At 37.3% G+C, this 15570-nt stretch carries 12 protein-coding genes and 1 pseudogene; 11 read left to right on the top strand and 2 right to left on the bottom strand.

What is annotated here, in order from left to right; translation table 11 throughout:
* The first annotated feature begins 1006 nt into the window (after positions 1-1006).
* From LZZ98_RS15615 to LZZ98_RS10920, 10 genes and pseudogenes are all read left to right on the top strand, one after another.
* Positions 1007-1394: pseudogene (locus LZZ98_RS15615) on the top strand (beta-sandwich lipoprotein).
* A 276-nt stretch (positions 1395-1670) separates the two neighbouring features.
* On the top strand, positions 1671-2834 hold the full coding sequence (locus LZZ98_RS10960; protein WP_237787875.1) for an AMP-binding protein: 1164 nt from the start codon (positions 1671-1673) through the stop codon (positions 2832-2834).
* A gap of 9 nt (positions 2835-2843) precedes the next feature.
* Positions 2844-3635 carry an ABC transporter ATP-binding protein gene (locus LZZ98_RS10955; protein WP_237787874.1) on the top strand — a complete coding sequence of 264 codons (792 nt, stop codon included), beginning with the start codon at positions 2844-2846 and terminating at the stop codon, positions 3633-3635.
* 37 nt (positions 3636-3672) lie between these two features.
* Positions 3673-4554 (top strand): branched-chain amino acid ABC transporter permease, encoded by an 882-nt coding sequence (locus tag LZZ98_RS10950; RefSeq protein WP_237787873.1) that lies wholly within the window; start codon positions 3673-3675, stop codon positions 4552-4554.
* A 3-nt stretch (positions 4555-4557) separates the two neighbouring features.
* Complete coding sequence (locus LZZ98_RS10945) at positions 4558-5628, top strand: branched-chain amino acid ABC transporter permease (RefSeq protein ID WP_237787872.1); 1071 nt, start codon at positions 4558-4560, stop codon at positions 5626-5628.
* 49 nt (positions 5629-5677) lie between these two features.
* Complete coding sequence (locus LZZ98_RS10940; RefSeq protein ID WP_237787871.1) at positions 5678-7087, top strand: ABC transporter substrate-binding protein; 1410 nt, start codon at positions 5678-5680, stop codon at positions 7085-7087.
* A gap of 15 nt (positions 7088-7102) precedes the next feature.
* The gene (locus LZZ98_RS10935; protein ID WP_237787870.1) at positions 7103-7882 is read left to right on the top strand and encodes an ABC transporter ATP-binding protein; all 780 of its coding nucleotides are present in this window, start codon (positions 7103-7105) and stop codon (positions 7880-7882) included.
* A gap of 289 nt (positions 7883-8171) precedes the next feature.
* Positions 8172-8834, top strand: a complete 663-nt coding sequence (msuE, locus tag LZZ98_RS10930; protein ID WP_442862709.1) for an FMN reductase — start codon at positions 8172-8174, stop codon at positions 8832-8834.
* 74 nt (positions 8835-8908) lie between these two features.
* Positions 8909-10024 (top strand): dimethylsulfone monooxygenase SfnG, encoded by a 1116-nt coding sequence (sfnG, locus tag LZZ98_RS10925; RefSeq protein WP_237787869.1) that lies wholly within the window; start codon positions 8909-8911, stop codon positions 10022-10024.
* A gap of 71 nt (positions 10025-10095) precedes the next feature.
* The gene (locus tag LZZ98_RS10920; protein ID WP_237787868.1) at positions 10096-11325 is read left to right on the top strand and encodes a monooxygenase; all 1230 of its coding nucleotides are present in this window, start codon (positions 10096-10098) and stop codon (positions 11323-11325) included.
* Between the two features lie 78 nt (positions 11326-11403).
* Here LZZ98_RS10920 and LZZ98_RS10915 read toward each other — a convergent pair whose 3' ends face one another.
* Together LZZ98_RS10915 and LZZ98_RS10910 are read right to left on the bottom strand one after the other, a co-directional pair.
* The gene (locus LZZ98_RS10915) at positions 11404-12480 is read right to left on the bottom strand and encodes a sigma-54 interaction domain-containing protein (RefSeq protein ID WP_086176596.1); all 1077 of its coding nucleotides are present in this window, start codon (positions 12478-12480) and stop codon (positions 11404-11406) included.
* A gap of 72 nt (positions 12481-12552) precedes the next feature.
* Complete coding sequence (locus LZZ98_RS10910) at positions 12553-13749, bottom strand: acyl-CoA dehydrogenase family protein (protein WP_237787867.1); 1197 nt, start codon at positions 13747-13749, stop codon at positions 12553-12555.
* Positions 13750-14397: 648 nt separating this feature from the next.
* Between LZZ98_RS10910 and LZZ98_RS10905 the strand changes: the two genes are divergently transcribed.
* Positions 14398-15471, top strand: coding sequence for a sigma-54 interaction domain-containing protein (locus LZZ98_RS10905; RefSeq protein ID WP_237787866.1), 1074 nt, complete (start codon positions 14398-14400; stop codon positions 15469-15471).
* Positions 15472-15570: the final 99 nt, after the last annotated feature.

The following is a 15570-nucleotide window of genomic DNA, read 5'->3' as shown; positions in this document are numbered from 1 at the left end:
GGTGTAGGGAATTCAGTTAACAAGATGGTGGGGGTATGATTACAAGCTGATTCGAACTATTCATGGGGATCAGATTAACCATTTAAATGCTCGCAGTGAGTGGCAATGTGGAAAGTGTAAATGGATTACATATGGTCGCTATTTAGATCGAATTAAATAAATCCTGTTTCACCATAATTAAAATATCCTGATGGTACCTTCATATATTTTTAACTAGAAATACATTTGTGAAGGGACCATATCGTTGAGGGTAATATATGCTCCGATTCTTAATATGTTTATTCGGCCTGCATGGTGCGACAGAAATCGATTACACGATTGATGATGAAGAAATTAAAGTGTGTCGGGATTGTTTGAAAGAGGTTAAGTAATAATTGATTAAAAAAAATGCGATTAATTAAATTAATAATCATGTTTTTTTTATTTTAATAATGTTGAAATAATTTAATCCTATATTTAGTGAAAACAAATAATAACTCCAAAAATTCTAAGGTATTAGTGGAATTAGGCCTGTTTAATTTGGGAGAGTTAAGCAGGTTTTTTATTGAAGATTTTTATATTTTGTCGAAAGTATTACGACATATAAGCCTCGTCATTCATATGTCGGGGCTTTTCTTTTTCTAGGATATGTATAAAAACCAAGGCATGAAAATACTCTGGTTTTTATTTATAAACTTTCATTTTTTATAGATTTGGTAGTTTTTGCTATTCATATATTTTAAATACATGTTTATAATGCGCCAACGAATTGAAACGCTGTAGTTTCTCTTGTTTTAGTCCTATGCATCCCTCGCATGGGACTTTTTTTTGGAAAAAATTATACTCCAATTCTTAATGTGTTTATTCGGCCTGAATGGTGCAACAGAAATTGATTACACGGTTGATGATGAAGAAATCCAGGTGTGCCGGGATTGCTTGAAAGAAGTTGAATAATACCAAACCAGAAAACATAAGCCTGATCATTAATTTGATTGGGCTTTTTTATTGCCTAAAGGATAGTGAATCAATGAAAACAAAACTACTAGCAGTTGGCTTGATGTGCGCAATTGGAATTGTAGGTTGTTCGCGTGATGCTCAAGTTGCTTCGCGTAACTTGTCATATGCAGCTGACAACTTTCAGCTAGATCGCCGTATTGTTTTCTACAATGGCATCACTGGTGAATACATCTTAACAATTGAAGGTAAGTGTTCTTTTGATCCAGTTGGTGAGCGCAAAGTTGATGTGACTTGTAAGACTGGTGCGGATGAGTTCAAGAAACACTCATGAGGTATTTCCGATAATGTCACTTATTTCTCCGAGCAACTTAATGGCAGGTGTGAGTACATATCGCTATAAAGTTGATTTCAGACCAAGTACTGTAATTCCAGACGTTGATTTGAAATTACCAAAGTAACTTTTGCCGGATGTATTTAGTAGCAATGCTATTTTTTAGTACTTATAAAATAAGAAAATTTTAAATCTATCTGCCAAAAATTTTGATGATTGTTGCATATAAAACAGTAGTTCAACATTTTTTAGAAAAAAAATAAACAAGGCGATGTATGTCTATTAAATAAGTGCTTGATATTATTGATAATGATAGTTGGCACATAAATTGAAATAGATACTGCAATATTTATTCAAGTCTCACATTGTTTTTACAAACGATATGAGGAGGAAGTTTTGCAGAATGTCGGCATCTATGCACAGTCTTATTTCTTTGTTGGCTTATCACGCACAACTTAGACCGAAAGCAATAGCACTCAGACATAAAAAATTAGGTCGATGGGAGCAATGGACCTGGCATGAATTACTAAAAAGAAGTGAAAAATATGCATCAGCATTGGATAAATTGGGTTTAAAAAAAGATCAGGTTTTTTTAATTTGTAGTAGTCCCAATGTTGATATTGTTGCAATCAGTCTGGCCATACAGGCATTAGGTGGCAAGGTTCAATTATTTGATCAAAGCTTTGAAAATTCCATTAAGCATGATTTTGTCAAATATTTAGCAGCATTAAAACCTGACTATATTTTAGTTGAGCAATTGGAGTGGCTGGTCTCAATCGAGTCTTTAAATTGCGATCCAGCGTATATTTTTTATCTTGAACAAAATAATCTGAAGCAGATTCAGCATGAACATATTGTCGATTTGACAAGTTTGCTAGCTGAAAATAAAACGCCATTGATTGATTTTAACAGTATAAATATTCCAGCTTCACAAATTGCATTTAGTTTTGAACATTTTGAAAACAATCAAAGATTCAGTATTGATTACTCACATCAAGATCTAATTCAGGAAGCAGAGTTACTGGTTCAAACTCATGAGCTAAATGAAGATGAAGAAGCATTTATTGCTCGAGCATTTTCAAGTATTGGGCATATTCGTTATTTGTGGTCAGCATGGTTACTTGCTGGATTCAGCTTAAATATTCCTGAGACTTTGCAAACACGGGATCAGGATAGACAAGTTATCGCACCTACCTTGGTACTTGGAACGAAGTCAACTTATGAGCGTGTTGAACAGCTCATTATTCAACGTTTGCCACAATCAGGCAGTTGGCTCAGAAAAGCTTATTACACTGTATTACTGCAAGCTCAGCAGCAGTTACCGCTGAGTCTTCTCCAAAAAATTCTTCTTGGATTATTCAAACGAGCCATTTTGGAAGAGCTTGGATTTTCTCGATTAAAAACAGCTTTGATTGTAGGGGAAGGGCTTGATGAAATTACTCAACGTTTTTACGAAAACTTAGGCGTAAAAGTAGAGTATTGGGGACAGCAGGCAGAATGGAATATCACCCAGCTTGCTGACTTTAATCATGAGACAGCAGTAATTTCAGTCAGCTTAGTGCAGTAGGAGATGAGTATGACATCAATCACTACAACCTATTTAGAAGTCAAGGATATTGATCTGGCTTTTGGTACATCTAAAATCCTGAAAAAACTGAGTTTTAAGGTAGATAAAGGACATATTTGTTCTTTGATCGGGCCGAACGGTGCAGGAAAAAGTTCTGTTATTAACATTATAAACGGTATTTACCAGCCACAGTCGGGCCAGATTATTTTGTCAGGAAAACTGCTTAATCATTACAAAGCGAAGCATGCACCGCATTTAGGAATCGCTCGGACCTTTCAAAATCTGGCTTTATTTAAACAAATGTCGGTATTGGATAATGTCCTGGCGGGGCGAGTATTAAAAAGTAAGTATTCGTTATTTGCTGCCATTTTATCGTTACCACAAGCTAAAAAAAATGATGATGAGCAGCGTTATAAAGTTGAAGAAATTTTAAAGCTGCTTAATTTACAGGAATATCGTGAGCAGATTGTCAGTACCTTATCGTATGGCTTGCAAAAACGGGTTGAACTAGCACGTGCTTTGGCAGCTGAGCCTGAATTATTGCTTTTGGATGAGCCAATGGCGGGTATGAATCATGAAGAAAAGCAAAGTATTGCTAATTTTATTCAAAAGATAAACCAGCGTTTGGGAATCACTATTTTAATGATTGAGCATGATTTAGGTGTGGTTATGAATATTTCGGATCACATTGTTGTACTGGACTATGGGCAAAAAATTGCAGACGGCTCAGCAGCAGATATTCAGGCACATCCAGAGGTGTTGAGTGCTTATCTGGGAATGCAAGAGATTGACGCCAGTTAAATACATAAAAATTCATTAAAAAATTGAGGTCTATTTCATGTCTTTCTTTCTTGAAGTATTACTCGGTGGGACTTTCGCAGGGGTTATGTACTCTTTAGTCGCCATCGGTTTTGTGTTGATTTATCGTGCATCTGGAGTATTTAACTTTGCTCAGGGAGCATTAGTACTTTTTGCTGCATTGACCTTTGTTAATTTAACAGAGCTCGGCATTCCATTCGTTGTCGCATTTATTGTGACTTTATTCTCGATTTTTATTTTAGTTTTGCTGATTGATGCATTGATTTTACGGCATTTGATTAACCGCTCTGTGATTACCTTATTTATGGCAACGCTGGGATTAAGCTATGTCATTGAGGGTGTAGCACAAACCGTATGGGGAACACAGGTTCATGGTCTAGATCTGGGAATTTCTGACACCCCTATTGATGTCTTTGGAATTATGCTCAGCAAATTTGATCTTTTTGCGACTGCGATAGCAGGAAGTTTAGTCATCATTTTATCTTTACTTTTTAGCAAGACACGTTTTGGTATTTCCCTTAGAGCAGTTGCCGATGATCCACTTGCAGCTCAGTCAATTGGGATTCAGCTCAATAAAATTTGGATTCTCGTCTGGACTGTAGCAGGCTTTGTTGCATTAGTTGCAGGTCTATTGTGGGGAGCTCGTTTAGGTGTGCAATTTTCATTATCACTGGTTGTACTGAAAGCATTACCGGTGTTGATCATCGGTGGCTTTACTTCAATTTCAGGCGCTATTGTGGCAGGGCTTATTGTTGGTGCAAGTGAAAAGCTCGCAGAAATCTATTTAGGTGGATTAATTGGTTCAGGTATAGAAAACTGGTTCCCATACCTACTCGCTATCCTATTTCTATTGGTACGACCAACAGGCTTGTTCGGTCAGCAGCAAGTTGCGAGGGTCTAATATATGTTTCTTTTTAGTCAATCAGGACAATATCCTCAGTATTATCAAGATGAACAGCGTATTTTTCGTTTAAAAGAACATCGCATTTTGTTCTATTTTGGTCTGTTAATCGCTTTTGTCTTCCTGCCTTTTGTGGGTTCGGACTATTTGTTTAATGCCATTTTAGTCCCTTATTTAGTTTTGGCATTAGGAGGTTTAGGGTTAAATATTTTGACCGGCTATGCAGGGCAATTGTCATTAGGATCTGCGGCGTTTATGGCTGTGGGAGCATTTGCAACTTATAACCTGGAGTTACGTGTTCCTCAATTGCCGTTACTGCTGAGTATTCTCTTGGGGGGACTTATTTCCGCTGTCTTTGGGATTTTGGTGGGTTTGCCTAGTTTGAGAATTAAAGGATTTTATTTAATTGTTTCTACGTTGGCTGCTCAATTTTTTGTTCCCTGGTTATTCACGCAGTATGGCTGGTTCACTAATCACAATGCTTCAGGGGTAATTTCTGTCCCACCTATGGAAATATTGGGTTATTCGCTGAGTAGTCCGGCTGAACATTATCTGCTGACATTGAGCATTGTGGTCGTACTGACTTTTTTAGCCCGCAATCTTATACAAAGTCAATATGGGCGGAATTTTAGAGCCGTCCGAGACATGGAAACAGCTGCCGTCACTATTGGTATTCCAGTCGGAAGAACCAAGTTACTAGCATTTGCCATCAGTTCCTTTTATCTCGGAATTGCCGGTGCACTGTGGGCCTTTGCCTATCTTGGAACAATTGAAGCGAATGGACTTGATCTGAACCGCTCATTTCAAATTCTATTCATCATTATTATTGGTGGGCTAGGCAGTTTAGCAGGCAGCTTCTATGGTGCCGCTTTTATTGTATTGCTTCCGATTTTTTTGAGTGTATTTGGCCAAGCTATTTTTGGTCAGGGGATTGACCAGGCGCTATTACAAAATCTGCAAAAAATTATTTTTGGTGCTTTGATTATTTATTTCCTCATCAAAGAGCCTGAAGGTCTGAGCCGTTTATTACGCACGCTTTATCAACGATTAAGAGCCTGGCCATTACGTTATTAATTACTTTGAATGAATTCCATTGATTTACTTATCTATTTAGAGGCATAAAATGAAATTGTTTAAATCCTTATGGTTCTGGTTGGTTGCTATTGCGATCATCCTTGTAATCATTGTTTTGGTCACCAAAAAGGATAAACCTGAACAACCATTAGAAAAAGCACCAGCACAGGCACAAGCAACTGCTGTAGAACCAGCACAATTGTCTGATCAGAATGCACAATATTTCCCATTGCAGAGTTACCGTGTTGGTCCTTATGCATCAGGTGGAACAGGTTTCTTTGGCGGCTTTATTGATTATCTCAAAGCGATTAATGCCAAAGGCGGCGTGAATGGTGTAAAGATGGTCTGGTCAGAATGTGAAACCGAATATGTTGTTGAAAAAGGGGTTGAGTGCTATGAACGTTTGAAAAAAGGTTTAAATGGAGCACCAGCAGCAGCTACCAATCCATTATCTGTGGGAATTGCCTATGCAACACTAGAACGTTCTACAAAAGATAAATTGCCGTTGATTACCATTAACCATGGTCGTACAGATTCTACAGATGGTCGTGTATTCCCTTATGTATTTCCCTTGCAGTTAAATCCATATAGTGAAGTATCTGCCATTGTGAATTATTTAGGACAACAAAGTGGTGGAATTGAAAATCTTAAAGGCAAGAAAATTGTCGTGCTTTACCATGGATCACCTTATGGTAAAGAAACAATCCCTGTAATTGATATTTTATCTAAAAAATATGGTTTTGAAGTCACCCATATTGAAGTACCGCATCCAGGGAATGAGCAGCAATCACAATGGTTGAACATTCGACGCATTCAGCCTGATTGGGTTATTTTACGTGGCTGGGGGGTAATGAATCCCGTTGCTTTAAAAACGGCACAAAAAGTTGGTTATCCAACAAATAAAATTATTGGGAATATCTGGTCAAACTCTGAAGAAGATGCAGCGCCAGCAGGTAATGCTGCAAATGGCTTTATTTCTATCACAACCCATCCATCAGGAACGAATTTCCCAGTATTACAAGAAATCAAATCTTTAGTTCTAGATAAAGGACAATCAGACTTAGCCGATAAAAAACGTTTTGGTACGGTTTATTATAACCTTGGCGTTGTGAATGGTATTTTAAATGTAGAAGCTGTTCGTGTAGCTCAAGAAAAATTTGGTAAGCGTCCTTTAACGGGTGAAGAAGTTCGTTGGGGCTTTGAAAACATCCATTTAACAGATGAACGTTTAAAAGAACTTGGTGCGTATGGTTTGGTACAACCTCTAAAACTTTCATGTGAAGATCATGAAGGTGGTGGAGCAGTGCGTTTCCAACAGTGGGATGGGCAATCTTGGAAAGTGATTAGTGACTGGGTACAGGCAGATCGTGAATTATTGCGCCCTATCATTGAAAAATCATCACAACAATATGCTAAAGAACAGGGTATTACTGTCCGGAACTGTGCTACTGAAGATTAAGAGAGGAATTGCTGCATGTCCGGATTATCAAACATGATTGAATCAGCCAAAACTGGGCCGCTATTAAATGTCAAAGATATTGAAGTTGTTTATGAAGAAAGCATTTTAGCTGTAAAACAAGTCAGTTTGACTGTGCCTAAAGGTTCAGTTGTAGCCTTATTAGGTGCAAATGGTGCAGGGAAAAGCACGACACTCAAAGCAATATCGCAGCTGATTTTTGCTGATAATGGAAAAATTCAGCAAGGTGAGATCGAATATCAGGGAGAGTCAATCCGTGGTAAAAATCCGAGTGATATTGTGAAAAAAGGCTTGGTTCAAGTTCTTGAAGGCAGGCATTGTTTTGCACATTTAACAGTGGATGAAAATCTACGGACAGGCGGCTTTATACAACACTTATCTACGAAAAAACTCAATCAGGCTTTGGAAAAAATTTATCATTATTTTCCAAGACTGGCTGATAAAAAGCAGACATTAGCTGGTTATACTTCAGGTGGAGAACAACAAATGTTGGCCATCGGTCGGGCATTGATGACTGAGCCTGAATTGGTTTTACTGGATGAACCATCTATGGGATTAGCACCAAAAATCAGTTATGAAATTTTCGAGTTAATTCAACAATTACGTCAGCAGCAAGGTACAAGTTTTCTGGTTGCAGAGCAAAATATACGTTTGGCACTTGAATATACAGACTATGCTTATGTAATTGACAATGGATCAGTTTATGCTTCAGGCCAAACAAGGGAATTGTATGAAACAGGCGAAATTCAAAAGGCCTATTTAGGTAAAGCAGTATGATTCTGTGGATAACAGTTCTTTAAGTCATATTTCAAGGTAACTTGAAATATGCTGCTAAGTTTTATAAAAAAGCGCTGATTTATCAGCGCTTTTTTTTGTATGACAAAATGAATAAGTGTTGTTAGGGGAACACTATTCCAACAAATAATGTATTTAAGAAGAAATAGGTTTTAATATTATTTTATTTAAGTTATTGAAATATATATATATAAATATTGGCATGATTTTCGCGTATATAGACCTAAACGGAATACTGATTTATGTATTTTAAGCCCAATTCAGGTTATTTATGATGAGTTTAATATCTTCTTTTCACCCTTTAAAGCTAGTGGCTGTTATAGGCTCAGCTCAAACACCTTCAAAAACAGAAGCATTGGTTGATGCAATATTAGCTGAGTTACAGCAACACATTGATATCGAAATAAAATATGTAAAATTAAGTGAAATTGGTCATTTAGTGAATGGTGCCACCAGACGGGATTTACTTGCAACTGAAGTTCAGGAGGCACTTGATCTTATTGAAACAGCAGATGCTTTGATTGTGGCTAGTCCAGTATACCGGGCTTCATATACGGGGTTATTTAAACATTTGTTCGACTATGTCGATCAATTTGCATTAGTTGATAAGCCAGTATTATTGGCTGCATCTGGGGGCAGTGAGCGTCATGCCTTAATGCTTGATCATCAATTTCGTCCCCTATTCAGCTTTTTTCAAGCCCAGATTTTACCTATAGGCGTGTTTGCAACAGACAAAAATTTCGAAAATTATCAAATCGTAGATCAATTATTAATTGAAAGAATCAAACTTGCTGTCAGCCGCTCAATTCCCCAATTGTTATTTGCCAGCAATTTAGCTTTTAGTAGTAAAGATCAGGATGAGAAATATATTAAGCTTAATCAATATATTAGCGATAATCGCACGCCCTTTTTCTTAAACATATTCAAAATTTAAAAGTGACCCAAAATGTGGGTTAGTTCTTATCTATTTAATTTATTTTCTAATGATACAAATTAAGGAGTTTTAACATGGCTATAGAAAATACGAATAATTCTCACGACATCCGTTTTGCATATTGGGTGCCTAATGTTAGTGGTGGCCTTGTAGTGAGTAATATTGAGCAACGTACTGAGTGGAATATTGATTATAACCGTCGTTTGGCACAGGTTGCAGAAAAAAGTGGTTTTGATTATGCATTGTCTCAAATCCGTTTTACTGCGGGTTATGGTGCTGAATTTCAGCATGAATCAGTTTCATTCAGTCATGCAATTTTGGCTGCAACTGAAAAATTAAAAGTCATTGCAGCTATTTTACCTGGTCCTTGGAAACCCGCATTAGCTGCGAAACAGTTGGCAACAATTGATCATTTAACTCAAGGCCGTATCGCTATCAACGTGGTCAGTGGCTGGTTTCAGGGGGAGTTTGATGCGATTGGTGAAGAATGGCCTACGCATGATGAACGCTATGCCCGTTCTGAAGAGTTTATTCGCGCCTTAAAAGGAATCTGGACTCAAGATAACTTTAATTTTAAGGGTAAATATTATCAGTTCAAAGATTACACATTGAAGCCAAAACCATTGCAGCAACCGCACCCAGAAATCTTCCAAGGCGGGAGCTCACGTGCTGCACGAGATATGGCATCAAGAGTATCGGACTGGTACTTTACCAATGGAAATACGGTTGAAGGTATCGAAGCACAAATTCAGGATATTCGTGAAAAAGCTCAAAAAAATAATCATCAAGTCAAGATTGGTGTGAATGCTTTTATTATTGCTCGAGATACGGAAGAAGAAGCAAGAGCTGTTCTACAGGAAATCATAGATAAAGCCAACCCAGAAGCGGTTCATGCATTTGGTGATGCAACGCGTCAGGCTGGTGCAGCCAGTCCAGAGGGTGAAGGTAACTGGGCAAAATCAACTTTTGAAGACCTGGTGCAGTATAACGATGGCTTTAAAACCAATCTTATTGGAACACCGCAGCAAATTGCTGAGCGTATTGTTGCATTAAAAGCGGCGGGTGTAGATCTGATCTTGTCTGGTTTTTTACACTTTATTGAAGAAGTTGAATACTTTGGAGCAAAAGTTCTGCCTCTAGTGCGTGAACTGGAAGCACAAGAAAAAGAGAAAATTAAGGCAGCGGGTTAAAATTAGCCAAATCAACCATAAGAAAATTCTATTTTTAACATCTTGTTTAAAGATGTATACAGGAAGCAGATATGACAACTTTGCAAAATATTACTGATTTAAACCATAGTGCGGATTATGAAGTACTTGCACAAAAATATCGTCCCATTTTTACTAAAATTGCAGAAGGGACAGTACAGCGTGAACAGGATCGTATTTTACCTTTTGAGCAGATCAATTGGCTAAAAAAAGCAGGTTTTGGAGCAGTCCGTGTACCAGTTGAACATGGAGGGGATGGTGCTTCTATTCCTCAATTGTTTAAGCTTTTAATTGAGTTGTCTAAAGCGGATTCCAATGTAACTCAGGCATGGCGTGGTCATTTTGCATTCGTAGAAGATCGACTGAATGCGCATCGGGATATAGATCAGAGCCATTGGTTTCAGCGTTTTACTGATGGTGAAATCATTGGTAATGCCTGGACAGAAGTTGGTCCGGTAAAAATTGGTGATGTGATTACCAAGGTCTTTCAGGAAGGTGAAAAATGGTTAGTCAGTGGAAAAAAATATTACACTACTGGTAGTATTTTTGCGGATTGGTTAGATTTATATGCTCAAGATGCTGATACGGGTGAATCTGTTATTGCTGCAACTCGTACAGCACAGCACGGGGTGAAAATTCAGGATGACTGGGATGGTTTTGGTCAACGAACCACTGGAAGCGGAACCACAACCTTATTGAATGCTGAAGTAGATGAGGTGATTTCCTTTAATACTAGATTTAAATATCAAACAGCATTTTATCAGTTATTTCATCTATCTACGCTTGCAGGAATTGCACAGGCAGCTGTTGAAGAATTTAGCCATCAAGTCCGCCAACGGACACGCGTGTTTAGTCATGGTAATGGAAGTCGTGTGGATCAGGATGTTCAAGTTTTGCAAGTCATTGGGAAGGCATCCGCTCAGGCCTATGCAGCTGAAGCTATAGCTTTGCAAGCTGCCAGAGCATCTCAGCAGGCATATCAATCACATTTTTCTCTGGATCAGGAATCTGAAAAACAAGCTAATATTCTGGCCGAGATAGAATCTGCACAAGGACAAGTTGTGATTTCAGATTTGGTACTAGAGCTCACCAGTAATTTGTTTAATGCATTGAGTGCATCAGCAGCGAGTCGTGAAAAATCCTTAGATCGTTTCTGGCGTAATGCTCGTACAGTGTCTTCTCATAATCCACTTATTTATAAAGAAAAAATTATAGGGGACTGGGAAGTTAATGGAACAGAACCGATTTATGTATGGCAAATAGGTGGTGGAAGTAAAGAATAGAATCAAAGTCCTCAATAGTAGAACATGCAGCTCTAGGTGAAAATCAGAGTTGCATGTTTAAAATTCTATAAATTTCAATTATTCTGCTCCACGTTTGCTTACAATGAGTTCACCTAATTCAATAAGACGTGATCTAATTACATTGCGGCTAAGTCCCAATAGTTGTGCTGTTTTAACCTGATTTTGATGACAATAATGATATGCAATGCGCAATAATTGATCTTCAAACTGAGCATAAACTTTCCCTTGATGTTGCTGGAATAGGCTATGAAAAACTTCTTTTAATTTTGGATCAATTACTGGTTCAATTTTATGTTCATCTAGCTTAGGTTGATGTGACTGTGAAGGTGATTTAAGCAGGCTAAGGTCATCACTTTCAATCATGTTATTTTGACAAATAAGCAGGGCATGATGAATCGCATTTTCTAATTCACGGATGTTGCCAGGCCATGAATATTTTCTGATTTTATCTTTTGCAGCATCTGAAAATTCAGCTTTATTATAACCAAGCTGGGCATGGTACTTATCAATGAAATGATAGGCTAGGGGTAAAATGTCCCCTTTACGTTCACGTAATGGTTTAATATTTAATGTAATAACATTTAATCTATAATATAAATCTTCACGGAATTGGTCAGCGAGGATAGCCTGCTCCAGATTAACATTGGTTGCTGCCAGTACTCGAACATTGATGGGAATGCTTTTACGTGAACCTAGCCGTACAACTTCACGTTCTTGTAATACTCGAAGCAATTTGACTTGAATGCGTTTTGATAGGTCTCCAATTTCATCCAATAATAACGTTCCTCCATTTGCTGCCTCAAACCATCCAGCATTACTTGAAAGTGCTCCCGTAAATGCACCTTTTTCATGGCCAAAAAGCTCACTTTCAACCAGTGTTTCTGAAAATGCACCGCAGTTGACTGCAATAAAAGGTTTATTTCTGCGATGACTATGATCATGTATTTGGCGTGCAATCAGCTCTTTGCCTGTACCGGTTTCCCCATGAATGAGTACACTGGCTTCACTTGGGGCTATTTGTTTAATATATTCCAGTAATTTTTTTGATTCAGGATCATGAAAAACTTGTGCTGTCGCTTTATGTGAATGGCTCCGTTCCTTAATTTCGGGTAGCGTAATAATATCCTGATGCATCTAATTTATTCCTTCTTCCATATACATGGACCGATCTGTTCTTTATGAGAGATTTGCTGAGTTTTAATATGATTATGAATAGAAGGATGCTTTGGGATAAATATCATTCAATGCCCATTGCCCCAAGTCCTTAATTTTATATTCCACGGGATCATGCAGACTTTGGGTTCGAACATTACGCCAAAAACGATCCAAGCATAAAGCAGCATGTGTGGCTCGGGCTCCTGTAACCTCAAAAATGCGATTACTGATGTCCAGGCTGGTACGAGTTGCCGCTACTTTTGCTGTAGCTACAGCCAGAGCAACCTCTCCACGTTGTGCTTCTGTTAAATTTTCAGCGATATCCCATGCCTGCTGTAATTTAGCTATAGCATTTTGATTAAGTAATTTTAATGACTCTAATGCTAACCAAAATTCACCATAATGACGCAATATATATGGGTCTTCATTTGCTTGATCAACACCTGATAAAAACCAGGCCTTAGATTCATTTCTTGTATAATGCTTGGCTTCTGTAAAAGCACCTTCTGCAACACCCAAAAACATGCTGACAAAAACCAGCTGGGCAATCAGAGGTCTAAGAGAAGAAAAAGGGGTACTTAACGGCCCAGGATCAAGCAGCATATCTTTAGCTTCGACACGCACGCGTTCAAAAATTGAACTTCCACTATCTGTTTGGCGTTGCCCAATATTATCCCAATCATGATAGAGAGTAATACCTGAACGGGAAGTAGGCACAGCAGCAATCAGTAATTTACCATTATTTTCATCAATCCCTGATGCAATCAACATCTCAGAATCTAAAGCCCCAGAACAAAAACTTTTTTTCCCTGAAAATTCGTACCATCCATCTTGATGTTTAACAATTGTCCGTTTATCAAGTGGGTTTAAGGCATTACCCCAAAACCATGATTTTTCTGCAGTGACTTTATACCATCGTTGCCATTGTTGAGCATTGCCAAATAGGCGGATAGTTGCAAGTAATAAGTGATGGAAACCAAAGACATGAGCGATTGAACTGTCAGCCTGAGCAAAAATTCGGACAACGTCAAAGGTATCTTTCCATGTACCTGAAAAACCACCAAATTCCTGAGGAATGGATAAAGACAATAACCCACTTTGACGGATTAGATCTCGTTCATATTTGGGCGTACCACCAGTTCTATCTCGGTGTATAGCAGTTTGGGCGAACTGTTGAGCTAAAAATTGTGCAGATGGAATGACATCTGAAAGACTACAAAGACGATGACTCTTATTTAAAATATTCACAATTTTTTATCCTGTATTTGGGTTAGCATTAGGTTAGAAATATAAAGAGGATTTTCATTTCAAATTTTTGATATGAATTGAAATGAGGATCACATTATGAATCGTCACATGAACGTCCAGTTAGAATAAGAAAGCCGTACTATCCCAAAAGTATCCGCACTTAGATTTGTTCTCAGAAATTGCCTATTACCATAGGTAAGTAAAAAACAAAAAATATCCATGCTTTATTCTCAAATTTATGATCTCATTTAAGCTGAGTACAAACATTATTCCAATGAAATAATTATTTAAATTCAATTATTTATAATAAAATTGTGGCTCATTGGTATTCTCCAAAAGAATGAAATGTTGATTTTCTGTTGAAACAGAAACACTTATTACGAATATTATAAAGAGTGTGGAATAAATCAGAGTAAAAAGGTAAATAATTAAATTTAATATTAATAGCAGTTAATATTATTGGTTTCTTATTATTAAAACTTATTTAATAGCCATTACTGACCTTATTTACTGATGTAATTACTGACCTTATTTACTGATGTAATTATTGAAACATCATATATAGACCATTTTTTTCTTTATCAATATGATTATATTTGATAAATCGGTTTACATTTAACTTATTTATTTTGAATTTTGGAGATTAATTTGGATATCGTAAAACATCCCGAATCTCGTCAACTGATGCGTACGGTGAAAGCCAGTGCATATGTATTTGAGGACCAAAATTCAAAACGGCTTATGTCTTATATTGAACAAATTGCCCCGAGTGAGGCGACTGCTCTGATTATTGGTGAAACAGGTACTGGTAAAGAGTTGGTTGCTCGAAAAATTCATTTACTTTCAAACCGAAAACATCAGCCTTTTGTCGCGGTGAATTGTGGGGCGTTGTCCGATACTTTGGCAGAAACAGAACTATTTGGACATGAAAAAGGTGCTTTTACAGGGGCAATTAACCAGCAAATTGGTTGGTTTGAAGCCGCACAGGGAGGAACGATTTTTTTAGATGAAATTGGAGATTTATCACCTAACATTCAAGTTAAGCTCTTACGTATTTTACAAGAAAATGAAATCGTCCGTTTAGGTTCTCGAAAGACGCATAAGATTGATGTCCGGATAATTGCCGCAACAAATATTCGCCTTGAAGAAGCGGTATATGCTGGAAATTTTAGAGAAGATTTATATTTTAGGTTAAAAGTCGCATCTTTGAATATTTTGCCATTACGCTTACGTATAGGGGATATCCTTCCATTAGCACAACATTTTATTGATGATTACTCACAGAGTCTGAAACGTAAATCACCTGAATTGAGTGCAGAAGCTCAACAGTTATTGCATGATTATCATTGGCCTGGAAATATTCGTGAATTAGAAAATGCCATACATCATGCTTTGCTGGTGTGTAAAAATGGTGTGATTCAAAGTTATGATTTTCAGCTATCCGGTTTCAAACATTCTTTGTTATCTAGTGAATACAATTTGTCTATTTATCAAAATTCGGATCAAACACTAAAACATATATTATTTAATTGGTTTGAGCAGGGCATTGAAAATCTTGATGAACTGCTTGAAGCAGAGATTACTGAAGCAGCTTATGAGTATTGTCATCAAAATCAATTACACACGGCTAAATTATTAGGTGTAAGCCGTAATATTATTCGAGCTAGATTAATTAAACATGGCTTATTGTCACCGAATACACGTATACATGCTTCCGCATAAAATACTGCTTTAAAATATTCATGACCTCAAGAGTAATCTCTTGAGGTTTTTTTATTGAGTATGAAATTCCTATTTTTCAATAGATTGCATTTTTTACGA

It is taken from the genome of Acinetobacter sp. SM34, assembly GCF_022012365.1.
In the GTDB taxonomy this organism is placed as follows: Bacteria; Pseudomonadota; Gammaproteobacteria; order Pseudomonadales; family Moraxellaceae; genus Acinetobacter.
The sequence above is the reverse complement of the archived record's forward strand: the minus strand, read 5'-3'. Positions and strand labels throughout refer to the sequence as shown.